Source organism: Clostridioides sp. GD02377 (assembly GCF_045899875.1).
GTDB lineage: Bacteria > Bacillota > Clostridia > Peptostreptococcales > Peptostreptococcaceae > Clostridioides > Clostridioides difficile_A.
On the sequence record NZ_JBJODA010000013.1, the window covers coordinates 21,962 to 45,157 of the forward strand.

Annotated in this window: 19 protein-coding genes, 3 riboswitches and 1 other annotated feature; of the genes, 13 read left to right on the forward strand and 6 right to left on the reverse strand. The window is 25.8% G+C overall.

The genetic code is table 11. The features are described from left to right. Positions 1 to 81 precede the first annotated feature (81 nt). Together Q3304_RS12585 and Q3304_RS12590 are read right to left on the reverse strand one after the other, a co-directional pair. Positions 82 to 843 carry an ABC transporter ATP-binding protein gene (locus Q3304_RS12585; protein WP_407815080.1) on the reverse strand — a complete coding sequence of 254 codons (762 nt, stop codon included), beginning with the start codon at positions 841 to 843 and terminating at the stop codon, positions 82 to 84. A gap of 10 nt (positions 844 to 853) precedes the next feature. Then, complete coding sequence (locus Q3304_RS12590) at positions 854 to 3,184, reverse strand: FtsX-like permease family protein (RefSeq protein ID WP_407815079.1); 2,331 nt, start codon at positions 3,182 to 3,184, stop codon at positions 854 to 856. A 512-nt stretch (positions 3,185 to 3,696) separates the two neighbouring features. Next, positions 3,697 to 3,790, forward strand: a riboswitch (cyclic di-GMP riboswitch). Between the two features lie 84 nt (positions 3,791 to 3,874). Between Q3304_RS12590 and Q3304_RS12595 the strand changes: the two genes are divergently transcribed. The 6 genes from Q3304_RS12595 (at position 3,875) to miaB (ending at position 11,042) form a co-directional block, all read left to right on the forward strand. Next, positions 3,875 to 4,363 (forward strand): SH3 domain-containing protein, encoded by a 489-nt coding sequence (locus Q3304_RS12595; RefSeq protein WP_054270415.1) that lies wholly within the window; start codon positions 3,875 to 3,877, stop codon positions 4,361 to 4,363. Positions 4,364 to 4,714: 351 nt separating this feature from the next. Then, positions 4,715 to 5,173, forward strand: coding sequence for a hypothetical protein (locus tag Q3304_RS12600; protein ID WP_407815297.1), 459 nt, complete (start codon positions 4,715 to 4,717; stop codon positions 5,171 to 5,173). A 248-nt stretch (positions 5,174 to 5,421) separates the two neighbouring features. Beyond that, complete coding sequence (locus Q3304_RS12605) at positions 5,422 to 6,024, forward strand: TetR/AcrR family transcriptional regulator (protein ID WP_407815298.1); 603 nt, start codon at positions 5,422 to 5,424, stop codon at positions 6,022 to 6,024. A 112-nt stretch (positions 6,025 to 6,136) separates the two neighbouring features. Further along, positions 6,137 to 6,400 (forward strand) — a binding site (T-box leader). Between the two features lie 149 nt (positions 6,401 to 6,549). Next, positions 6,550 to 7,101: a tryptophan transporter gene (locus tag Q3304_RS12610; RefSeq protein ID WP_407815300.1), complete on the forward strand. Its 552-nt coding sequence runs from the start codon at positions 6,550 to 6,552 to the stop codon at positions 7,099 to 7,101. Between the two features lie 848 nt (positions 7,102 to 7,949). Next, positions 7,950 to 9,389: a cell wall-binding repeat-containing protein gene (locus Q3304_RS12615; RefSeq protein ID WP_054270411.1), complete on the forward strand. Its 1,440-nt coding sequence runs from the start codon at positions 7,950 to 7,952 to the stop codon at positions 9,387 to 9,389. Positions 9,390 to 9,605: 216 nt separating this feature from the next. After that, on the forward strand, positions 9,606 to 11,042 hold the full coding sequence (gene miaB, locus Q3304_RS12620; protein ID WP_407815252.1) for a tRNA (N6-isopentenyl adenosine(37)-C2)-methylthiotransferase MiaB: 1,437 nt from the start codon (positions 9,606 to 9,608) through the stop codon (positions 11,040 to 11,042). Between the two features lie 278 nt (positions 11,043 to 11,320). Here the strand turns inward: miaB and Q3304_RS12625 are convergent, their stop codons facing one another. The 3 genes from Q3304_RS12625 to Q3304_RS12635 form a co-directional block, all read right to left on the reverse strand. Further along, positions 11,321 to 11,659: a DUF3784 domain-containing protein gene (locus tag Q3304_RS12625; protein ID WP_231300842.1), complete on the reverse strand. Its 339-nt coding sequence runs from the start codon at positions 11,657 to 11,659 to the stop codon at positions 11,321 to 11,323. Positions 11,660 to 11,941: 282 nt separating this feature from the next. Further along, positions 11,942 to 12,553, reverse strand: coding sequence for an NUDIX hydrolase (locus tag Q3304_RS12630; RefSeq protein ID WP_407815251.1), 612 nt, complete (start codon positions 12,551 to 12,553; stop codon positions 11,942 to 11,944). A gap of 229 nt (positions 12,554 to 12,782) precedes the next feature. Beyond that, positions 12,783 to 13,703, reverse strand: coding sequence for a PhzF family isomerase (locus tag Q3304_RS12635; protein WP_407813995.1), 921 nt, complete (start codon positions 13,701 to 13,703; stop codon positions 12,783 to 12,785). A gap of 255 nt (positions 13,704 to 13,958) precedes the next feature. Here Q3304_RS12635 and Q3304_RS12640 point away from each other — a divergent pair, with 255 nt between their 5' ends. After that, the gene (locus tag Q3304_RS12640; RefSeq protein ID WP_167641084.1) at positions 13,959 to 14,315 is read left to right on the forward strand and encodes a helix-turn-helix domain-containing protein; all 357 of its coding nucleotides are present in this window, start codon (positions 13,959 to 13,961) and stop codon (positions 14,313 to 14,315) included. A gap of 114 nt (positions 14,316 to 14,429) precedes the next feature. Here the strand turns inward: Q3304_RS12640 and Q3304_RS12645 are convergent, their stop codons facing one another. Next, positions 14,430 to 14,606, reverse strand: a complete 177-nt coding sequence (locus tag Q3304_RS12645) for a hypothetical protein (RefSeq protein ID WP_054270407.1) — start codon at positions 14,604 to 14,606, stop codon at positions 14,430 to 14,432. 52 nt (positions 14,607 to 14,658) lie between these two features. Continuing rightward, a riboswitch (cyclic di-GMP riboswitch) is annotated at positions 14,659 to 14,748 on the reverse strand. Positions 14,749 to 15,197: 449 nt separating this feature from the next. Next, positions 15,198 to 15,297: riboswitch (TPP riboswitch) on the forward strand. Positions 15,298 to 15,425: 128 nt separating this feature from the next. On the opposite strand from Q3304_RS12645, the gene Q3304_RS12650 reads away from it, so the two are divergent. The 6 genes from Q3304_RS12650 (at position 15,426) to mutL (ending at position 23,183) form a co-directional block, all read left to right on the forward strand. Then, positions 15,426 to 15,716, forward strand: a complete 291-nt coding sequence (locus Q3304_RS12650; RefSeq protein ID WP_003424145.1) for an MTH1187 family thiamine-binding protein — start codon at positions 15,426 to 15,428, stop codon at positions 15,714 to 15,716. Beyond that, positions 15,691 to 16,461: an ABC transporter permease gene (locus Q3304_RS12655; protein WP_054270406.1), complete on the forward strand. Its 771-nt coding sequence runs from the start codon at positions 15,691 to 15,693 to the stop codon at positions 16,459 to 16,461. The genes Q3304_RS12650 and Q3304_RS12655 overlap by 26 nt, the downstream gene beginning before the upstream one ends. A 21-nt stretch (positions 16,462 to 16,482) precedes the next feature. Next, positions 16,483 to 17,496, forward strand: coding sequence for an ABC transporter substrate-binding protein (locus Q3304_RS12660; RefSeq protein WP_407813994.1), 1,014 nt, complete (start codon positions 16,483 to 16,485; stop codon positions 17,494 to 17,496). Beyond that, positions 17,465 to 18,199: an ABC transporter ATP-binding protein gene (locus Q3304_RS12665; protein WP_200908109.1), complete on the forward strand. Its 735-nt coding sequence runs from the start codon at positions 17,465 to 17,467 to the stop codon at positions 18,197 to 18,199. The genes Q3304_RS12660 and Q3304_RS12665 overlap by 32 nt, the downstream gene beginning before the upstream one ends. A gap of 165 nt (positions 18,200 to 18,364) precedes the next feature. Then, a complete protein-coding gene (gene mutS / locus Q3304_RS12670; protein ID WP_407813993.1) occupies positions 18,365 to 21,208 on the forward strand; it encodes a DNA mismatch repair protein MutS in 2,844 nt (947 codons plus the stop codon). Positions 21,209 to 21,218: 10 nt separating this feature from the next. Continuing rightward, on the forward strand, positions 21,219 to 23,183 hold the full coding sequence (gene mutL / locus Q3304_RS12675; RefSeq protein WP_407813992.1) for a DNA mismatch repair endonuclease MutL: 1,965 nt from the start codon (positions 21,219 to 21,221) through the stop codon (positions 23,181 to 23,183). The last annotated feature ends 13 nt before the right edge of the window (positions 23,184 to 23,196 follow it).

The window sequence follows — 23,196 nt, forward strand, 5'->3', positions numbered from 1 at the left end:
AATTTTATTAATTATATTTTAGCATCAAACATTGAATAAGTCATTAGCTTTAAAGTACATAAAGTGAATAGTTTAGTAAAATTAAAAACCTAACTCTGATAGCCAACTCATCAGTTTATTTTCTCGGTATTTTGAATCATGATTATTAAATTTACCTAATTTAATTTCCCCAACAATCATACCATCAGACATAAATAGTACTCGTTCTGTTTTTATTGCTACTTTTACATCATGAGTTACAAGCATAATAGCTGTACCTAATTGATTAATATCTATAAGAATATCCATTACTTCATTTGTTAACTTGGAGTTAAGTGCACCTGTGGGCTCATCTCCAAATAAAATTTTCGGATTATTAATTAAAGCACGACATATGGAAGCTCTTTGAAGTTGACCTCCAGAGACTTGAGTAATATCTTTATCTTTTATTTCTAGAATGTTCATTTTTTCCATAAGTTTTGTTGCTTGTTCATTGATTATTTGACGATTTTTTTCTTTACTTAAGTAAGCAGAAATAATTATGTTATCAAATATATTTAAATTTTTAAGTAAATTACTTTGTTGAAATATAAATCCCATATTTTTTAATCGAAGTTTTGATAATGCTTCTTCTGACAGATTAGAAATCATTTCACCCGAAAATTTGACTGTACCAGAAGTTAATTTATCCATTCCACTTATGTTATGTAGTAGTGTTGATTTACCAGAGCCAGAAGAACCCATAATAGATATAAATTCACCATGTTGAATTGACAAATCTATTCCTTTCAAAACTTGTTGTACATTTCCTTTACCAATAGTATACTCTTTAATAATTTTTTTAGCTTCTATAATATTATTCATAACATACCCCTTATTCTATAATAGACATAATTTTTATTTTATTAATTGCTCTACTAATTACTATAATTGTAGTTAATACTGTGAGAATTAAAACTGATGGATAAAGCACATATACAATTAATGGATTTATTACAAACTGGAGATTTGAGATACCAGAAAGTAGTAATCCAGATATTTTTTGTCCAAGTGTATTTGCCATAATGACTCCTAAAACAGTTCCAATTATAAGTATCAATAAAGCTCTAGTAATGTATTGAATGCGTATATCTTTAGTAGAAAATCCTAAGCTAAACATAATTGCTGCTTGTGGCGTATCCTTAGCAATGAGCATTTTAAAGAACATCGCGGTAATTAGTGAAGAAATTGCAATAGATATAACAACAGCTAATTTTATAACAAGTCTTAATTGGCTGATAACAGAACCTAATGTTTGACTTGTATAATTATTCATATCAGTAATCTTAGCAGGGTAATAATTTATGCTATACTGCTTTAATTTATCTGCTACATTGACTCCAGGCTTTAAATTTAAATTTACAATATGCCATAGTATGTTATCTTCACTAGATGGTAGCATAGCTTTTGCAGTCTTACCACCATAGGTAATGTCTTGATATATTCCACTAACAGTCAAAATCAACTCTTTATCTTTTAAGAAAATTGATAAATTATCTCCAATGCTTTTTTCTAGTTCATTTGCATTTATGACAGACAATGCAATTTCATTTTCTTTCATTGGTGCAGAACCTTTTACATATGTCAGTGGGAAAGTTCTAAAGTTTCCATTTTCTATTTTAATATTTTCTATTTTGCCATCTTTATTTTTTATTTTATATGAACTTGTTGTAAAGGATGCATACTTTTTAACATCATTGTCAACACTAATTTTTTCTAGTATAGAATTAAAAAGATGCTTAGTTTGTTTTGTTTGAGGCAAATCAATACGAATATCACTCTTGCCAGCACCCATATAAGTGATAAATTCAGGTGATTTAATAGTATTTAAAAAATTAGTTGGGACAATCATAATAAAAATACAAATCGTATATACAAAACAAAGCAATCCATAGACTGTAATTTTTTTAAACACTTCGTTTAATCCTAAAAGTATGTTAGTATTTGTTATTTTATTTTTGTGTATTTGAAAACTGAATCCATATTTTACAGAGTTAGTAGAACGGTTACCTCTTAATGCATTAATTACTGATATTTTTTTGAATTTTTTAAGTATAACTTTACAAAAGAATACAACACTTAAAAATACAAGAACTGAACCTATAAATGGAACGAGAATACTAAAAATGGTTTTGTCTATGGCTCCCATATAAATGTAAATATTTTTTGTAAAAAGAGGGCCTATAAATAATGAGAGTATGTAACCAAGAAAACTTGCAAAAGATGCAATTAACAAGTATTTTATTAAATATAAGTTTTGGATGTTACCATTTTGAATACCAATGGCCTTCATAACACCAATTTCTCGATAATCTTCTTCAATCGTTGTAATTAAAGTAAATCGTAAACATAAAATAGAAATTGTAATAAGAAGAATACTAATTAAGATGATAATAGTAATTACAATCCCATCAGACAAAGAATTTAGTAATTTGTAAATAGAATAAGTCACTGATGTACCTGTTTGAGGGAGCTTAGTTGATTGATATAACGTTTCAAACTCACTAATTTTATTTATATCATCTAATATAAATTCAATTAAATATTCGCTTTCTCCTATATTAGATTTTAACGTGTTCCAATCATTGTCACTGATTAAAAAACGCTTTGAAGTAACAAGTGAAGGGTTCATTTGTGAGTCACGTATAAAATCTTTTATTGTAAATTCCATAAAGAAATTACCATTAATAATTTTTATAGTATCTCCAATTTTCAAATTGGATTGTTTCATATAATATACAGGGACACCTATTTCTCCATCTTTTATTTGCATTATTTGATTGTCCATATCTAATAAAAAATCAAATTTATCGTTTTGTTTTGTAAAACTATTTTCTAGTACACTATTAGCTTGATTTTCTACTTTATTTCCTAGAAAAATATTAGCTCCATTTATATTTAGGAGTTCAGAAGTTTGCTGTTTTTTTATATATGGAGTTTTAGATGAGAACTTATCAATTTCTTTTTGTTGTAATTTCCCAGAATACATTTGGACATAATGTGGTGTATGAGATTTTTGAAACAAGGAAGTCATTGAATTAGTTAGCTCTATAATGATATTTATTGAACTAGATACTAGCATTGATGCAAGTAAAATAAAAATAAATAGAGTAATTGTTACTACTTTATTTCGTGTTAAATCTTTTAATAATATTCTTTTTAGCATAAATAATCCTCATTTCTTAAAAATTTTGTATTAAATATTTTAGAATTTTTTTAGTAGTTATATAAACATAAATATCAAACTGACCGTCGGTCTATAATGATAATATTATAATATCATTAGTTTGTCAAGTCATTTAAAAAGTAAAATATATACATCTTATGATAAAGTGCGTAGAGAGGATTTAGCATAGATAGAGTAGTAAAAATTTTAAAAAGAGAATAATTAATACAAATTATTTTTAGGTTTTTATTAATCATTAATTTTTTATATTAATTAAGGATGTAAAAAATTATCGATTATTTTTATATATTAATATTTATTGAAAAAGATTTGTTAAAAGTAGTGATATCATATACAAATTACTATTTTTTAGATGAATTATGAAGAAGAATAATTAAATTAATAAATATAAAGATATTTTTTGGTTATTATTAATTAAAAATTTAATTTATATTTAATTAATATAAAATTTGATGTAATATTATTTTTAAATTGTTTAAATTATGTTATTATTCAGATATAGGCAATATTAGATAAATCTAATGACGCAAAGCTATAGGGACTAAAATCTTTATATAATAAAGGTCATGTCAGCCAGTTGCCAAAAAGATAATAATTCTTTTTGTTGAAAGTATTTTTTAAAGTTATATATTTTTAATAACTTAATATTTGGCAAGAGGAGGGCTTAAGATGATATCTGAATTAATGTTGAAAAGTTTTGGCGAATCTAGCATCAATTTTAAGACTAAAATTAAATTAAATTTAAGAGAAAGACCAGACATAAATAGTATGAAGTTGAAAAGTATACCAGAAGGTAAAATTGTTAAGTTAAAATGTGTCGATGGAATATGGGCAGAAGTTGAAAGTAATTATGACAAAGGTTGGTTACTTTATAAATATTTAGAAAAATTAAGTAATGCTAAAAGCAATAGTAATGGTATAGTAAAAAATAGAAAAAAGAATTATGTAGGAAATATAAGAACGAATGGCTTAAGTCTAGAACTTAGAAATGATAGAACATTAGACTCTAGAATTATAACTACAATTCCTGATGGTTTTAAAGTTGAAGTATGTTATAGTGTTGGCAAATGGGCAAGGGTTAATATTGATAGAAATGGAAAAAAATATTCTGGATATGTATATAGTCAATATATAGAAGAATGTTTAAGTTTATCATAATTGGATACTAGTAAGCTTTAAATATACTAATAAATTTTAGAAAAAGAATCCTATTCATGGGATTCTTTTTCTTTTGTAAAAAAACTTATTATAATATTAAATATAATAAATTAACTAGGTCATTTTAATTGTAAATCGAAGATTTAATTGAAAATAGATTTAACTTATGATTTGTATTTTAGGTGCCATAAATTGAGATTGATTTAGAAAATTTTAATAAAAAAGAAAGTTGATAGGATAAAAATAATATTAAAGATAAGAAAAGATATAAGAAATTTGAAAAATTTTGTAATTTTTAGTTTTATATATATTATAATAAACTAGATATAAGATTTTTATGAGGGGGAAAATATGAAAAAAAAGAAAACATTGATTGGAATAGCTATATCTTTTTTGCTTATAATTAGCACTATAAATCCATTGCAAGTTGAAGCTGAAGCTATTATTGATTCTAGTGTATACATTTCTTCAGCACAAGAAAATTATAAATCTAATAATACTAGATTTAAAACTATTAAATCTAATAATACTAGATTTAAAACTATTAAATCTAATAATACTAGATTTAAAACTATTAAATCTAAAAGTAAGCATAAACGTAGTAAATCTAGAAAAAGTAGAGTTAATTTGAAGAAAAGAACTATAAGAACTAAAAATTATGGACATAGAAATTTAGATAAACATAAAAGTCAAAGCATAGGAAGATATAATATTCTTTCAAAATTGATACTTTCAGTAATAGTTGTATTTATTGTTATAGTTTTAATTGGGATAATATTTATTAGAAGAAAGAAGAAGAAATTTTATTAAATACAAGAATAAAAATTACATAGTTGTATTATATGATTTTATTGTATTATATACAATATTGCTTTTCATCTTATTTTAAGTTTTTTTATGAATAACTATTTTATAGTTTAGTTGGAATTATATTGTTATGATTTTGTTCTTCATTAGATAGTAATTTAAAGAATAGCGTTTTGCTAATTATTGATGTTTATTTTATAGCATGATATAATTTAAGCAGAATGATATTCTGTTTAAAAGGAGATACAAAAATGGCACGAAAACGAATATTAAATGGTGGTAAACGAGATGAACTTATTGGGAATGCACTTAATTTGTTTTTAGAATATGGGTATGAAAATACTTCTATAAGAATGATTTTAGATAGTGTTGGTGGTGAAGTTGGTATGTTTTATCACTATTTTAAATCAAAAGATGAAATATTCAATGAAGTTATAAAATTATTTCTAGCTCAGTATGGAAAAAGTTTTTCTGATGTTTTATATGATGATTGTATACCAAATAATCTTAAAATCGATGTGGTATTTGAGTTATTACAAAAAACTCTTTTAAAGTATAAGACATTTAAATTAGGTAAATTTCATTGGAGTATGCAAATTGCACTCAATCAATTAACTTTAAAAAGTTTAGTTCCTCATATAGCAAAATATATAAACTATATGCGTGATAAAGGTGAGATTGGGAGTTGTGCAATTGAAACGGATTTAGAGCTTGCAAATGCTGTTCTTTATTCATCATTTGCAATATTACATCAAGACTCACTAACTGAATTAACAGAGAAAGAATTAGAGCAAAAAAAACAGGTTATCAAAGGAATTATTCACAGGATTTTGGATATAAAAAGAAATACATAATCTTATTTTACTATTTTTTAGGAAAAATATATTTTGAAATTTATAAAAACATATTGACATTTTTTAGAAAAAATAATATTATTATTTCAACGACAAAATTTAATAAAGTAAATTAAATCCTATGAAAAGGAAGAGTAGTTAAATTTAGGTTCATTATAGAGAGCTGAGGATGGTGGAATCTTAGCAAGAAAAAATTTAATGAATGGCCCTTAGAGGAGTAAATTGAAATCATAGTTTTGAGAGTAGACTTTATCGTCAGTCGCACGTTATAGCGAATAAGGTATGTAAGTACCTGATAATGAGATATATAAAAATTAAATTTTGTATTAGTTTTTATATAATTTAGGTGGCAACGCGGATAATCTCCGTCCTATTAGTTTAGGACGGAGTTTTTTATTTTACTGAAAAATTTAAATATAGAAGGTGGTGAAAAAGATGTTATGAATTTCCAGCGTTAAAGATGATGATATAATAAATTGGCAAAAAAATAAATTGAAAATTAAAAAAATAGGAGGAAATACAAAAATGAAAACAAATACAAAAAAATTAACTTTAAATGCAATACTTTTAGCGATGGGATTATTGATACATCAAATTACACCAGCTATAGGACTACCAATGAAACCAGATATACCACTAGCAATGTTATTTGTAATATTAGTTTTAAATAGAGATGATTATAAAACTTGTTTAATAGCAGGTATAGTAACAGGAATATTTACAGCTCTTACATCAAGTTTTCCAGGAGGTCAAATTCCTAATGTAATAGATAAAACTCTTACAGCAAATGTAGTATTTTTATTAATGAACATTAGTTATAAAATGCCTTTTATAAAAAGATTAGCTAAAAAGGCGCAAGATACTATAGTAGTTACAATCATAATGCCAATAGGAACACTTGTAAGTGGAACAATTTTCTTATTAGCAGCTCAAACTATAGTTGGTCTTCCAGGTGCTTCATTTACAGCTTTATTTTTAGCAGTAGTATTACCAGCTGTTTTAATAAATTTAGTTGCAGGACTATTTTTATTCAAGATTGTTAGCCTATCAATAAGAAGAGTTAGTTATCAAGCTTAAATATGAAATAATACTTTACTTTATAAACTATTATAATAATCAAGCAATATAAGAATAGAGTAGTTATATCTACTCTATTCTTATATTATTTAAAGATTTAGCATTATATTTTTTTGTTTTTAATAAAATATTTATATAATAGTAATATATCTTCAACCTAACAGATAAATTATCATACCTATGTTAATCTTCTTATATGTATCTCATTTGTAGTTATTAAATATAAAATTTATTTTAATTTGTTTTTTCAAGATAAATTTGTATATTAATCTTCTCTGATTTATCAGCTATTTAAATATACTAAAATTTCTACTTAATTTAATCTGTATATATTTCCATTTATAAATTTCTAAAAAATATAATAAAAGCATATTTTTTGTGAAAAACTTATTTAAATTTGATTAGGAAAAAAATATATAGTTCGTAATATAAAATGAAATTTAGTTAAAACTTATAAAACTATACCTGTAAAATATGTTTTTAATATAAAATAGAAAATTCTAAATTTAAATAATACTTTAGCCAAATAAAATATGTGTAACTATAATAGAAATAGAATATTTTGAGAAATATATCTATATACTTAAAAAAGAAAAATAAATCTATTAAAATAACATAATAAAAAAAATATTAAGAATAAAAATAAAATTATAAGTATTTATATAAATCTAGTTGATTTTTAATATAAATGTAAATACAATTATATTTATATGAATAATTGCATTGGTGATTATTAGTAATACAATCTAATGTAGTTTACGATTTTACATAAGTTTGTTAAGTACATAACCTAATTAAGAGAATGTATTCATATATTAAAAATTTATTATGAGGGGGATAATTTTATTATGAAATTCTGTAAAAGAATGTTAACATTGACTTTGAGTATTTCTTTTGCATTTGCAAATATTCAACTAGTAAATGCAATATCATCTGTAGAGAAGATACAAGGAAATAATAAGTATGAAATTGCAGGTAATGTAGCAGATGAAAATGCATATAAGACTGCTATACTAATTAATACTAATAATTCTATAGCAGATGGTCTAAGTGCAAGTGGATTAGCAGGAGCTTTAAATGCACCTATATTATTAACTGAAAAAAATACTATACCAACTGAGACATCTGCAAGATTAAAAAATGTATCAAAAGTTTATATAATTGGAGGAACATATTCTATAAGTACAGCTGTAGAAAATTCATTAAAAGCTAAAAATATAAAAGTTGTAAGAATTCAGGGAAGTGACAGAATAAAAACAAGTTATAATGTTGCAAAAGAAATAAACTCAATAAAAAAAGTTGACACTGTAATGTTAACAAATGCATATAAAGGAGAAGCTGATGCTATAAGTATTGCATCTGTAGCTGCAAGAGATAGTACACCAATAATTCTTACTAATGGGCGAAGTATACCTTTTTCAACTAGTGGCTTAAAATCTTATGTAATAGGTGGAACATCTTCAATGAGTACTACTTTAGTAAACAAGACTAAATCTACTAGATTGGGAGGAAGTACTCGCTTTGAAACTAATAAAGCAATAATAGATAAATTTTACAAAGATGCTAAAGATTTTTATATAGCTGGAGCATATGAATTAACAAATGCTCTTGTAGGTTCATCTTTATCAAAAAATAGTCCAATGGTATTAGTTGATAATGGCAGTAATAAAAGCGTCTTAAAGAATGCTAAAAAGATAACTTCTATAGGGTATATAAATTCAACTATAATTCAACAATGTCTAAATGTAACAAATGGACTTGGAGATATTAATACTGGAATTATAAAAGATGATGCTAAGCCAACTACAAAGACTATAAAAGCTGGTATGTATAAGGTTGGAAAAGATATATCAGCAGGGGAATACTTAATAACTTCAAATTCAGGAAGTTATGCTTCTTATTATGAAGTTACAAGTGATAGTACAGGAAATGCTGATAGTATACTTTCAAATGATATTTTTAGTGGAACTAGATACATAACTTTAGAGAATGGGCAGTATATTAAAATTGAGGATTCAACAATGATATTAGCCAAGTATGCTAAAGTTCAAAAGGCCAAGAATGGCAAATTTGGAAATGGTATGTACAAAATTGGACTAGAAATTCCTGCTGGAGAATATACTATAGTTTCAAATTCTTCTGATGCATATTATGAAGTTAGAGATGATAGCTTGGGTGATGTGGATGGAATAGTTACTAATGATGTTTTCTCAGGAAACAGATATATAACAGTTGAGGAAGGACAATATTTAATACTAAATAATTGTTATTTGATTGAGAATAAATAGGTTTAATTATAATTCAGTAGGAAATAGGTCATTTTAATATAAGAAAGATGTTTTAAATTAAAAATTAAAACATCTTTTTTTATTTTTTAGCAATATACTATATCTAAATTATTATCAAAACACACATATAAAAATAATAATATCTTTAAAAGATTTTTCTTATTTGATATAATTAAGGTTATGTGTAATATAAGAAATTAACTAGGAGGAATAGAAGTGAGCAAAAGAAAACAAGTAACAATACCTATAGAGAAAATACAAGAACAAGATAAATATATAGAACAAATACACAGACAAAATGAAGAATACTTCAACAGAACTGGAAAGAGAAAACTCGTGTTTACTCAAACCTTTGGATGCCAAATGAATGAACATGATTCAGAAAAATTATGTTCAATGCTAGAAGAAATGGGATACAAAATGTCAATGATGGTTGAAGAAAGTGATTTAATAATATATAACACATGTGCAGTTAGAGAAAATGCAGAACTAAAAGTATATGGCAACTTAGGACAATTAAAGCATTTAAAAGGAAAAAATCCAAATATGAAAATAGCTGTATGTGGGTGTATGATGCAACAACCACATGTTGTAGAAGAACTAAGGAAAAAATACAAACATGTAGACCTTATATTTGGAACACATAATCTATATAAATTTCCACAATTACTTACAGAGTCAATGGATTCTGACAAAATGTTGGTAGATGTTTGGGATGTAGATGGAGAGGTAATAGAAGGGCTTAGAAGTAATAGAAAATTTGAATTAAAAGCATTTGTAAATATAATGTATGGATGCAATAATTTCTGCACATACTGTATAGTTCCATATACAAGAGGCAGAGAAAGAAGTAGAACACCTGAAGATATAATTGATGAGATAAAAGAACTTGTAGCAAATGGAACAAAAGAAATAACTTTACTCGGACAAAATGTTGACTCTTATGGTAAGACACTTGAAAATCCAGTTACATTTGCAGAACTTCTAAGAAAAGTAAATGATATAGAAGGAATTGAAAGGGTTAGATTTATGACATCTCATCCCAAAGATATATCTGATGAAGTAATATATGCAATTAGAGACTGTGATAAGGTATGTGAATTTTTACACTTACCAATACAATGTGGAAGTAGTAGTCTTTTGAAAAAAATGAATAGACATTATACAAAAGAATATTATTTAGAAATAATAAAAAAGGCTAAAAAAGAAGTACCAGACATTGCTTTTTCAACAGATTTAATGATAGGTTTTCCAGGAGAAACAGAAGAAGATTTATTAGATACTTTAGATGTAATTGAAAAAGTAAAATATGATTCAGCTTTTACGTTTATTTATTCCAAAAGACAGGGAACACCTGCTGCCAAAATGGAAAATCAAATACCAGAAGAAATAAAACATGAGAGATTTAATAGAGTGTTAGAAGCTGTAAATAGGATTTCAGCAGATATAAATAATGGATATAAAAATAGAATAGTTGAAGTTTTAGTTGAAGGAAGAAGTAAAAATAATGAAAATAAACTTGCTGGTAGAACTAGACAAAATAAACTTGTAAATTTCGAAGGCGGAAATGATGATTTAATTGGGAAATTAGTTATGGTTAGAATTACTGAACCTAGAACTTTTTCATTAAATGGAGTACTAATAAATGATTAATATTGTACAATATAATAAAATTATGTAAACTTATTAAAATAGATGTACTATAAAACAAAATATATCAAATTTTAAAAACATACATTACATATGTTATGTTAATTTCAGTTTTTATTATAAATAAATTTGATATAAAATGTAAATTGATAGTACATCTATTTTTATTTTATCAAGTTTTACCTAACTATATATTAATATTTCCTTATTATATACTAATATATTATAGAATAAACATAAAAAGCAGTTAATCTTTAATTAACTGCTTAGCTTACTAAATATTATTTTTTACATTTCTTATTAGAATAATAGATATTGAAAAACACACTAGCAAGTATAACGATTATAAATATCACAGCAAATGGAAGCATTTCTTTTTCACCCATTTGTCCACTCTCTACTCTATAACCAAGGAATGCCATAATAAACAACATTATAGATACAATAAAAATAACAATGCTAGAACTTCTACATAATTTTTTTTTATCATATCTAGCTTTCTCTTTATCACTCATAGTATTATACCCTGCTAATAGCATACTTGCTTTTCCATTAAATAACAATATACTTAAAATGAAAAGGGCAATTGCGGATATAACAATAAATCCTACTGCAAACATTATAAGCACCTCCATATACTTTGATTTACAGTTTACTAATTTGTTATATTTTACCATAAAGATACATTAAAATCATTTATTTCATATCTTAACCTTATTAGATATATTATTATGCTATAATTTATCTATAGTATGATAGTAACACTTAGTATTTACCTTGAAATTGTATTGGTAATTATGTAATAATAACTGAATAATAATTAAATAAAAAATTATAAAACATAATTTATTATATTTTTTAGACTTATTACATTTAAAATTTTGAATGTTCACTTACAAGTATTATTCTGATAAGAAGTTTAAAAAGTTTTCTAGTATTTTTGCTGTCATACCCCATATTACATAATCTTTATATTTATAGAATAGAATAGGGTAACTTCCACTTTCAAACTTATAATCTTTTTGGTTTGGAATTGATCCATAGGGTAGATTTTCATCAGGAAACACTTTTACAGTATTATTATAAGTATTTGGAGGATTTTCTAAAAGATATTTTATAGGCACCAAAAAAGTATGGTCAACTTCATCTTTATTTATATTTAAATTGTTAATGTTTTTTATATATCCTAAATAAGGATGTATTATAAATTTTACAGGTGTTATAAGTAGGTCTAGACTAGATATGATTTCTATATTGTCACTAAAAGTGCCTAGTTCTTCACAAGTTTCTCTGACAGCAGCATTATATGGAGTTTCATTGGATTCTATTTTGCCACCAGGAAAAGAAATCTCATTAGGTTGATGCTTTAAATTCTTTGAGCGAACTTCAAATAATATATGATGTATGTTATTTATTTCTACTATTGGAATTAAAACAGATGCTCTTTTCATATTTTTATATCCATTTATATATGGTTTGTAATCTTTGAACTTATTTTTAATATCGTTTATCATTTTTTCCTCCTAAAATAATATTATTAAAAATTATATAATTGAATTTTGACAATAATATATAATTATGATTTATCTAATTTAAGATATAGTAACTATCTATATTATTATATAATATAATGATAAATATATATTAACAAATAATAAAAAAATTAATTTGTATATAAATTAGTTTGTTATTAAATTAGTATTAATTAGAATTAAAAAGTTCAAAATTTTACTTAGATGTATTCTATAATTCAATTTCTATGTTTGTTGAGAATGCAATTATAGCTTTTCCAATTATTTTTACTTCAACGGGCTTATTATCCGAAATAATTACTTTTACTAACATCTTGCCTTTGCGTTTTATTGCTTCTCCTTGAACTGTTTCAAATATAAACTCTGTGTTAGGTATAGGTATTACTTTATAATGTACAATATACGCACCTAAAGGCCCATTAGCATTTCCTGTAACAGGGTCTTCTGAAATACCTATTGCAGGAGCAAACATCCTTCCATGAACCTGTAGCATTTCTTTATTATTTAATGTAAAAATATAATATCCATTACATTTTATTTCTTGACTTATTTTCGATAATTCATATAAATTTGGAGATAAATTATTTAATGTTGATAATCTCTTTATTCCAATCATAACCTTTGAATGTCCTGTAGATGCTATGGCAATAGGACAATCTGTACGAATATCTTCCTTTAAAATACCAAATGCATTAAGTAATCTTTCTTGATATGTTTGTTCTAATGGTGGAGATACTTCAATTTTTCCTTGTGTCATAATTATTTCATAATCATTATCTTTTTTTATAATATCAACTGGCAATATTCCAGCACCAGTTTTTTGAAATACTGTTGTGCTATTGAGTTGGTTTTCTACTGCTCTAGCATAATGGGCAGCAATAGTAGCATGACCACATATAGGAACCTCATTAGTTGGTGTAAAAAATCTGATATGTACATCATAATTTTCTTGATGATTTTTAATAAATTTATTGAAAATAAAAGCAGTTTCTGAATTATTTAATTCTCTTGCTATTTTTTGCATTTGTGATTCAGATAAGCCATCAGCATTTGTAATTACACCAGCTGGATTACCTGTAAATTTTTCTTTTGTAAATGAGTCAACTTGATAAAGACGAAATGTTTTATTCATATTATACAATCCTTTCTAAATATTAGAGTAGTTTGTGTACATAGAAAACTTTAGATAAGTTATTACTTATTATTATCTATTTAAATAAAATTAATAAAACAGTATATGTCTATATTAAAATTTAAACATATACATCTAAAAAAGTAGTATTATGTAAGGCTCTATGCTACAATCAAGATTATATTACGAATTAGTATGCTAAACAAGAATGCACTTTTTAGTTAGATACTTACTATTTTGAAAGAGAGGATTGGGATGGATATAGATAATAATTTTGAAGAATTTCCAAATATTGAAGAAAGACAAAAAGATTTTAATTGTTCAATTGGTTTTACCATGACTGTGATAGGAAGTAAATGGAGGGCAATTATTTTATGGCATATTTTAAAACAAGAGCCAATACGTTACAGTCAATTAAAAAAAGAAGTTGTTAATATAAGTCATAAGATACTGTCACAAGAATTAAAGCATCTTGAAAGAGATGGACTTATTAAGAGGATTTCTTATCCGACTATTCCTCCAAAAGTTGAATATTTGTCTACTAAACGTGGTAAATCATTGGAATCGATATTATTAGAATTATGTAATTGGGGTAAACAGTATATGAGATAAACTTAACTGTTTACTTCATGAAAAATAGATAATGAAGCTTATTTTAATTAGTTCTTTAATGTATTATAAAACGTAGATAAAACTAAAAAGGGTTTTCTAGAAAATAAAATTTCTTTAATTATATCTGCTTACCAATACCATCACTTGATGCAAACAAGATTCTACCACGTTCTCTCCATATTCTAGTATAAAGTCATTTAATTGTGTATCTATAAAATTGCAGTAATCGTATGAACTGCATATATATGCAGTTAGTATATGCGTACATCTATCCATTTTATCTATAAACATATATCATTTATCCCCCTAAAAAACTTTCATAAAAACAAAAAGAAAATATCTTTTTGGCAACTGGCTGACATAACTCGTTTCATAAGTCTTAGTCCCTATAGCTTTGCGTCACTAAATTTCTCTAGTTTTGCCTATTTAGTTTTATTCTACAATTACAATCATATAGGAAAACGTTTGATTTTTCAAGGTACATATTAAAAAATTTAAAAATTAAAAAAAATAATTTATTTTTCAAAAATAAATTAGGTAAAATAATTACATTATATAGTTTATATATACAAATCAGAATAAGAGGTTTTTATTATTAACCTAAATTGAACTAATTTGAGGCAGTAGAATAAAGCTAAATAAAGTCAAACGGTTAATAAAATAAATAAAAATCATTATAATAGTATATTTTTATAACTAAGCTTTAAAATTTAATCAAACTCTAATAAATTATGGTGAGTAGGTATTGTGGCAATATACTTTTTTAAAAATACTAAAAAATACTATTTTGGTATTATATATTTTAAAATAGATAAAATATATAATATGAATAAAAAATTTGTTAAAATATGATAAGTGTAGTATAATCAAGTAGAAAAGATATAATATATTTCGGGGAGCTAATGTGCTGAGAGGAGATTTTATCTCGACCCTTTGAACCTGTTTGGATAATGCCAGTGTAGGGAGACCAATAAAGATGAAAAAAAGTCTTATCCTATTGTGGATAAGACTTTTATTTTATTTAAATATATTATCTTTCAGAAGTAAAATTTTTAATAAAAAACAAAATATACCTAGTAGGTATTAATTATTTTTAAAGGAGTGATTTAAATGGTAATCGCAGACATAGCAGTAATGCCACTAAGACCTTACAAAGGTGAAGAAGAAATGTATAAAGTAGTAGATGCTTGTATTGCTGAAATTGAAAAAAGTGGTCTTAAATGTGAAATAGGTGCAATGAGTACGACTGTTGAAGGTGATTTTGATGAAGTTTTTGAATTATTGAAGAAAGTACATAAAATCCCTTTTAACCTTGGATGTGAAAGAGTTATAACAGTAGCTAGAGTAGATGAAAAAGCTGGGGGTTTGACTATAGATGAAAAACTTAGAAATCATAGATAAAGTTAAAGATAGTATATATCCAATAGCAACATTTTTGTTTATACTTATTCTTTGGCAATCTGTGGTAGAAGTTTTAAAAGTCCCACAGTATATACTACCCACGCCAGTAGATATACTTAATGTATTTTTTAAAGACTCTCAAAATTTATCCATGCATGCTGTAGTTACTATAGGAGAAGCAATACTTGGTTTTATAGTTGCAATTATAATATCATTAATAATTGGTGTATTGATGGATTTTGTGTCGATAATAAAAAAGTGTCTTTATCCTATTATGTTGGTCACTCAAATGATACCTACAATAATTATAGCTCCACTTTTTATGATATGGTTTGGCTTTGGGACAATGCCAAAAATATTGATGGTAACGCTTACTTGTTTTTTTCCTATATTAATAAGTTTTGTAGATGGAATCGAGAATATTGATAAAGATTATTTAAATTTATTTAAGACTATGAATTCAAATAAAATTAATACATTTATTCATCTTAAATTTCCTATGGCAATGGATAAATTTTTTTCTGGGCTTAAAATATCTGCGACCTATGCTGTAATGGCAGCGACTGTTGCAGAGTGGTTAGGTGGAACTAAAGGTCTTGGTGTTTATATGCTAAGGTCAAAAAGTGCATATGCTCTTGATAAAGTATTTGCATCTACTATATTGGTAGTTATATTTAGTTTAATATTTGTAGGAGTTGTACAAGTAGTAAAAAAAATTGTTATAAGACATAGATTAGCAGATTAATTGTATTTGAGGGAGGAAATTATGAATTTCAAAAAATTAGGAATATTAGGTTTAGTAAGTGTTTTTACATTAGTGACAATAACTGGATGTTCTTCAAATAATGATAAGGATAAAAGTAGTACTAAAGATGATTCTTCTAAAAAAGTGACTATGGTGCTTGATTGGACACCAAATACAAATCATACTGGATTATTTGTAGCACTTGATAAAGGTTATTATAAAGAAGAAGGTTTAGATGTTGAAATAGTGCAACCACCTGAAAGTGGAGCTGAGACTTTAGTTGCAACAGGCAAAGCGGACTTTGGTATAAGTTATCAAGAACAAGTTACCTATGCAAAGACTAGTGAAGACCCACTTCCAATAAAAGCTGTAGCAGCTGTTATACAACATAATACTTCTGGGTTTGCATCACCAAAAGAAAAAAATATAACTACAGCTAAGGATTTTGAGGAAAAAACTTATGGCGGTTGGGGTTCTCCATCAGAAGAAGCTGTTTTTAAAGCAGTTATGAAGAAAAATGGAGCCGACTTTAACAAATTAAAAATAGTTAATACTGGTCAAGATGATTTTTTTGCAGCTATGAAAACTGTAGATTTTGCATGGATATTTGAAGGTTGGGATGCAGTTAAGGCAAGTTTAATTGACTATGATTTGAACTTTATACCAGTAAAAGATTTAGATGAAAGATTAGATTATTATACACCACTTATAATTTCTAATGAAACTGTACTAAAAGATAATCCAGAACTAGCTAAGAAATTCTTAAAGGCTACAACAAAAGGTTACGAATATGCAATTAAAAATCCAGAAGATGCAGCAAAAATATTAATAAAACATGCACCTGAGGTAGATGAAAAATTAGCATTAAAGAGTCAAGAATATCTAGCAAGTAAATATAAAGACGATGCACCTAGATGGGGAGAAATGAAAGACAGTGTATGGAATAACTACACATCATTCTTAAAAGAATATAAATTAATAGATAAGGATATGAAGGCAAGTGATGCTTACACAAATGAATTCTTACCACAATAAAAAAATAAAAGTATCTATAGAAAATGTATCAAAAACATATAAAGAAGTTGAAGTTTTAAAAGATATAAGTATTGATGTATATGAAGGCGAATTTGTTTCTATATTAGGACCAAGTGGATGTGGTAAAAGTACTATCTTTAATATTATAACTAAACTTACAGATTATAATAGTGGTAAAGTAGATATAAATGGAAAATACAGTTACATGTACCAAAAAGACTTACTTTTACCATATAAAACTATAATAGATAATGTGTCACTACCACTGGTCTTAAAAAAAGAAAAAAAGAGTAAAGCAAGGGAAATGGTAAAACATTATTTTGAGGTTTTTGGTTTAAATGGATATGAAAATAAATATCCATCTGAACTTTCTGGAGGAATGAGACAGAGAGCAAATTTCCTGAGAACCTTTGTAAATTCTAATGACATAATGCTTTTAGATGAGCCTTTTGGAGCACTCGACTCGTTGACTAAGACATCTATGCAAAAATGGCTTTTAGATGTTAAGAAAAAGGTAAATTCAACAATACTTCTTATAACCCATGATATTGATGAAGCTATAATGCTGTCAAATAGAATTTATGTCATTTCAAAAAAGCCATCAATAATAAAAAAAGAATTTATTATTGATAGTAAAAAACTGAATGAAGATAACCTTGAAAATGTCATTAAACTTAAGAAAGAAATAATATCTTTGTTGTAAAAATTATATATATGCTTTATTCAAAGAGTATTAAACCTAGCAATCCAAAATGCAATTATACATTTTGGATTGTTTTTTAGTTATACGTCAAAATTTTATATATTATGTTAATAATAATCATCTACTATGATATAATATTTAATTAGAAAAGAAGGAGGTTTGATAATGCAAATAGATATGAATAAATTGACTCCTATGATGAAGCAGTACCTTGAAGTAAAAAACCGATATAAAGATTGTATACTGTTTTTTAGATTGGGAGATTTTTATGAAATGTTTTTTGAAGATGCATTAGTAGCTTCAAAAGCTCTTGAAATAGCATTAACAGGAAAAGCTTGTGGTTTAGAAGAACGTGCTCCTATGTGTGGTGTGCCTTTCCACTCAGCCAATTCATATATATCAAAATTAGTTGAAAATGGATATAAAGTAGCAATAGGTGAACAAATGGAAGACCCATCTACTGCAAAAGGAATTGTTAGAAGAGAGGTTATAAGAGTCATCACTCCTGGAACTGTTTTAGATGGAAATTTACTTGAAAATAAAAAAAATAATTATTTGTTGTCTTTATATAAGGATGGTTCTAATATAGGGCTAACTTATGTCGATATAAGTACTGGAGAAACTAATGCAACTTGTTTAAATGAAGATAAAGTAATTGAAGAGATTGCAAAAATCCATCCTACAGAAATAATTATAAATGATTTAGACTTTATAGAAAAGCTTAGAGATATAGCTACTGTAAGTAATATATACATAAATGAAAGTTTTAGCGATAACTATTTGGATATAAACATATTAAGAGAATATTTTCCAGAGGTTTATCTACAAAAACTAAAGTTTGATGATAAAGGTCTTATAAAGTCAAGCTTATCAATTCTTCTGAATTATATATATAATACTCAAAAACAAATAACATCTAATATAAATAATATAAATATATACAATTCATCAGAATACATGGTTTTAGATATGTTTACTAGAACTAACTTAGAGCTTACTCAAACTATAAGAGGCAATAAGAAGAAAGGTTCATTATTGCATGTTCTTGATAAAACTTCTACAGCAATGGGAGGTAGACTTTTAAGAAAATATGTTGAAGAACCTTTGATAAATAAATCTAAAATTGAAAATAGATTAGATGTAATAGAAGAGATAAAAGATGATTTTATATTAAGAGAAGATTTAAATGATATACTTAAAAATATATACGATATAGAAAGAATATGTGGAAAGATAGCATTTGAAAGGGTTACACCAAAAGAATTAGTTCACTTAAAAAATTCAATAGAAAAATTACCAAATTTAAAAGACACAATAGATTTATCAAATGCAACAATATTAAAAGAGTATGTTTCAGAAATGGATAAATTGGATGATATATACAATTTAATAGATGAAGCTATTTTAGAAGAACCTACAATAACTATAAAAGATGGAAATATAATTAAGTCTGATTTTAGTGATGAGCTTAAAGAATTAAGAGATATTTCTAAAAATGGAGCTTTTCTTGTAAAAGAAATAGAAAATAGAGAAAGAGAAAAGACAGGAGTTAAATCATTAAAAATAGGTTTTAATAAAGTTTTTGGTTACTATATAGAAATAACAAAAGCCAACTTTAAACAGGCAAAACTAGATGAGACATATATAAGAAAGCAGACACTTAGTAATGCAGAAAGATATATAACTCCAGAATTAAAGGAAATAGAAGAAAAGATATTACATGCTGAAGAAAAAATTAAGTCTCTAGAATACGAGATATTTGTAGGTATAAGAGATACTATATACAAAAATATAGATAGAATACAAAAAGTAGCTAAAACTATAGCTAATATAGATGTTTTTGTATCTCTAGCAACAGTTGCACACATAAATAATTATGTAAAGCCAGCAATAAATGAAAATAATAAACTTGATATAAGAAATGGTAGGCATCCAGTTGTTGAAAATATAGTAGGTGAGGAAAATTTCGTTCCAAATGATACATATCTAAACCGTGGAGAAAACATTATTAACATAATAACTGGTCCTAATATGTCTGGGAAATCAACCTATATGAGACAAACTGCTATAATAGCACTTATGGCACATATAGGTTCATTTGTACCAGCAGAATATGCTGATATTCCAATCTTAGATAGAATATTTACTAGAGTTGGAGCTAGTGATGACTTATCTCAAGGGCAGTCTACTTTTATGGTGGAAATGAATGAAGTATCTCTTATACTAAAAAATGCTACAGAGAGAAGTCTAGTTATATTAGATGAAATAGGTCGTGGAACCAGCACTTATGATGGTATAAGTTTAGCATGGTCAATAGTGGAATATATTCAGAAGAATATTAGATGCAAAACATTATTTGCAACACATTATCATGAACTTACTGATTTAGAAGAGGAGTTTAAAGAGGTTAAGAATTATTCAATAGCAGTCAAAGAAGATGGAGAAGGAATAATCTTTTTAAGAAAAATAATTCCTCAAGGGGCAGATAAGAGTTATGGAATATATGTTGCTAAATTAGCTAAACTACCAGATGAAGTCATAGAAAGAGCAAAATATATACTTAAAGACTTGGAAAAAAATCATGTCTATAACAGTGTAGCGATAAATGGTGATAAAGAAAAAACTAATGCGACTAGCATTAATTTAGATGAAGAATTGATTAAGGTAAATCAAAGTAATTTTAAGAATAAATATGAATCTCTAAAAATAGAACATGAACTTATAGTAAAAGACTATAAGCATATCAAAAAGGATTATGATAAATTAAATTCTAAATTTAAGTTACTAAATGATGAAGTTGCTTTAATAAAGGAAAATGATGATACGGAGAAAAGCAATAAAGAAGATTCTGTAAAAGAAGTAGCATTAACTCAAATATCTTTTGACAGTGTAAAGAGAGACATATTATCAGAAGAAATTTTAAATCTAGATATCCTAAATATGACTCCATTGGATGCGATAAATTCTCTTTATAATCTTCAAAAAAAAGCAAAAGAAATAAAATCTTAGAGGTGTGCAAATGAAAAATATAATTAACATCCTAGATGATTTAACTATAAATAAGATAGCAGCAGGTGAAGTTGTAGAAAGACCTTCTTCTGTAGTGAAAGAACTTATTGAAAACTCTATCGATGCAGGTGCAAGCAAAATTTCTATAGATATAGTTGATGGAGGCAAGAGTTTAATTAAGATTACAGATAATGGAATAGGAATACCTTCAAGTGAAGTTGAGAAATCATTTTTAAGACATGCTACTAGTAAAATTAAAAAAATTGATGATTTGTACGACTTATATTCTCTTGGTTTTAGAGGGGAGGCATTAGCATCTATTTCAGCTGTATCCAAATTAGAGATGACTACTAAAACAAAGGATGAGATTATAGGAACTAAAATATACGTTGAGGGTGGAAAAATAATATCAAAAGAACCAATTGGTTCTACTAATGGGACTACAATCATTATAAAAGATATTTTCTTTAATACACCAGCAAGACAGAAGTTTTTAAAGTCTACTCATGCAGAAACTATAAATATAAGTGATTTAATAAATAAACTTGCAATAGGTAATCCAAGTGTTCAATTTAAATATACAAATAATAACAAACAAATGTTAAATACTCCAGGAGATGGTAAACTCGTAAATACCATTAGAAGCATATATGGAAAAGAAATAACAGAAAATATAATAGATGTGGAGTTTAAATGTAATAACTTTAAAATGAATGGATATATAGGTAATAACAATATATATCGTTCTAATAAAAATTTACAACATATCTATATAAATAAAAGATTTGTAAAAAGCAAAATAATCATAGATGCAATAACAGAAAGTTATAAGTCTATAATTCCAATAGGTAAACATGCAGTTTGTTTCTTAAATATAGAAGTGGAACCATCATGTATCGATGTAAATATACATCCTAATAAACTCGAAATTAAATTTGAAAAAGAACAAGAAGTCTATATAGAACTTAGAGATTTTCTAAAGGTTAAACTGATACATTCAAATCTTATTGGAAAGTATGCTACTTATTCAGATAAAAAAACACAACCTAGAATTGCTATTAATAATAGAGAAAAAAGTACAGGTTTTGAATTGAAAAATAATAATTTATTAGAAGATGATTCTAAAAATAACAATATTACTAAAGAAAAAGATGAAGCTATTGAAGTTATAACTTTATCGAGTGAAAGACCAATAAATGAATTTCAATCAGTAAGTGAAGTATTAAATGAAAGTGTAGAAGATGAATTAAAAAACACTAAGTATCTAAGTGAAGATACTGTAAATGACAATATACAAGAAGAATTTCAAGTTGATGGTTCAAGAAGCGATAGTAACTGTTATATTGATAGCATTAGAGAGTGCGGAGAAGAGTATTTATATAGTTCAAAACGTAAATTTTCTCTATATGGATATTCTGTAATTGGTGTTGTGTTTAATACTTATATAATTTTAAGCAAAGATGATTCTATGTATTTGTTGGACCAACATGCTGCACATGAAAGAATATTATATGAGAGATATATGGAAAAGTTTTATAGACAAGATATCAATATGCAAATACTTTTAGACCCAGTGGTAATTGAAGTATCAAATGTAGATATGCTTCAAATTGAAAATAATTTAGAGTTATTTATGAAATTTGGTTTTGAATTAGAAGTATTTGGTAATAATCATATAATGATAAGATGTGTGCCAACTATATTTGGAGTTCCTGAAACTGAAAAGTTCATTCTTCAGATAGTTGATAATATAGAAGAGATTACAAGTAATTATGATTTAAAGGGAGAAAGATTTGCATCTATGGCATGTAGGTCTGCTATAAAAGCAAATGATAAAATATATGATATTGAAATAAAAAGTCTGTTAAAACAATTAGAAGATTGTGAAAATCCATTTACATGTCCTCATGGAAGACCTATAATGGTCGAAATATCTAAGACAGAAATAGAAAAAATGTTTAAAAGAATCATGTAAAATATTTGGATAG

Bases quoted from the DNA above. Each gene is read 5' to 3' on its own strand.
- Q3304_RS12615 (WP_054270411.1), top strand. From the start codon at position 7,950: ATGAAATTCTGTAAAAGAATGTTAACATTGACTTTGAGTATTTCTTTT.
- Q3304_RS12605 (WP_407815298.1), top strand. From the start codon at position 5,422: ATGGCACGAAAACGAATATTAAATGGTGGTAAACGAGATGAACTTATT.
- Q3304_RS12650 (WP_003424145.1), top strand. From the start codon at position 15,426: ATGGTAATCGCAGACATAGCAGTAATGCCACTAAGACCTTACAAAGGT.
- Q3304_RS12600 (WP_407815297.1), top strand. From the start codon at position 4,715: ATGAAAAAAAAGAAAACATTGATTGGAATAGCTATATCTTTTTTGCTT.
- Q3304_RS12645 (WP_054270407.1), bottom strand. From the start codon at position 14,606: ATGTTTATAGATAAAATGGATAGATGTACGCATATACTAACTGCATAT.
- Q3304_RS12595 (WP_054270415.1), top strand. From the start codon at position 3,875: ATGATATCTGAATTAATGTTGAAAAGTTTTGGCGAATCTAGCATCAAT.
- Q3304_RS12640 (WP_167641084.1), top strand. From the start codon at position 13,959: ATGGATATAGATAATAATTTTGAAGAATTTCCAAATATTGAAGAAAGA.
- Q3304_RS12630 (WP_407815251.1), bottom strand. From the start codon at position 12,553: ATGATAAACGATATTAAAAATAAGTTCAAAGATTACAAACCATATATA.
- mutL (WP_407813992.1), top strand. From the start codon at position 21,219: ATGAAAAATATAATTAACATCCTAGATGATTTAACTATAAATAAGATA.
- mutS (WP_407813993.1), top strand. From the start codon at position 18,365: ATGCAAATAGATATGAATAAATTGACTCCTATGATGAAGCAGTACCTT.
- Q3304_RS12610 (WP_407815300.1), top strand. From the start codon at position 6,550: ATGAAAACAAATACAAAAAAATTAACTTTAAATGCAATACTTTTAGCG.
- Q3304_RS12660 (WP_407813994.1), top strand. From the start codon at position 16,483: ATGAATTTCAAAAAATTAGGAATATTAGGTTTAGTAAGTGTTTTTACA.
- Q3304_RS12655 (WP_054270406.1), top strand. From the start codon at position 15,691: ATGAAAAACTTAGAAATCATAGATAAAGTTAAAGATAGTATATATCCA.
- Q3304_RS12590 (WP_407815079.1), bottom strand. From the start codon at position 3,184: ATGCTAAAAAGAATATTATTAAAAGATTTAACACGAAATAAAGTAGTA.
- Q3304_RS12585 (WP_407815080.1), bottom strand. From the start codon at position 843: ATGAATAATATTATAGAAGCTAAAAAAATTATTAAAGAGTATACTATT.
- Q3304_RS12625 (WP_231300842.1), bottom strand. From the start codon at position 11,659: ATGTTTGCAGTAGGATTTATTGTTATATCCGCAATTGCCCTTTTCATT.
- Q3304_RS12635 (WP_407813995.1), bottom strand. From the start codon at position 13,703: ATGAATAAAACATTTCGTCTTTATCAAGTTGACTCATTTACAAAAGAA.
- Q3304_RS12665 (WP_200908109.1), top strand. From the start codon at position 17,465: ATGCTTACACAAATGAATTCTTACCACAATAAAAAAATAAAAGTATCT.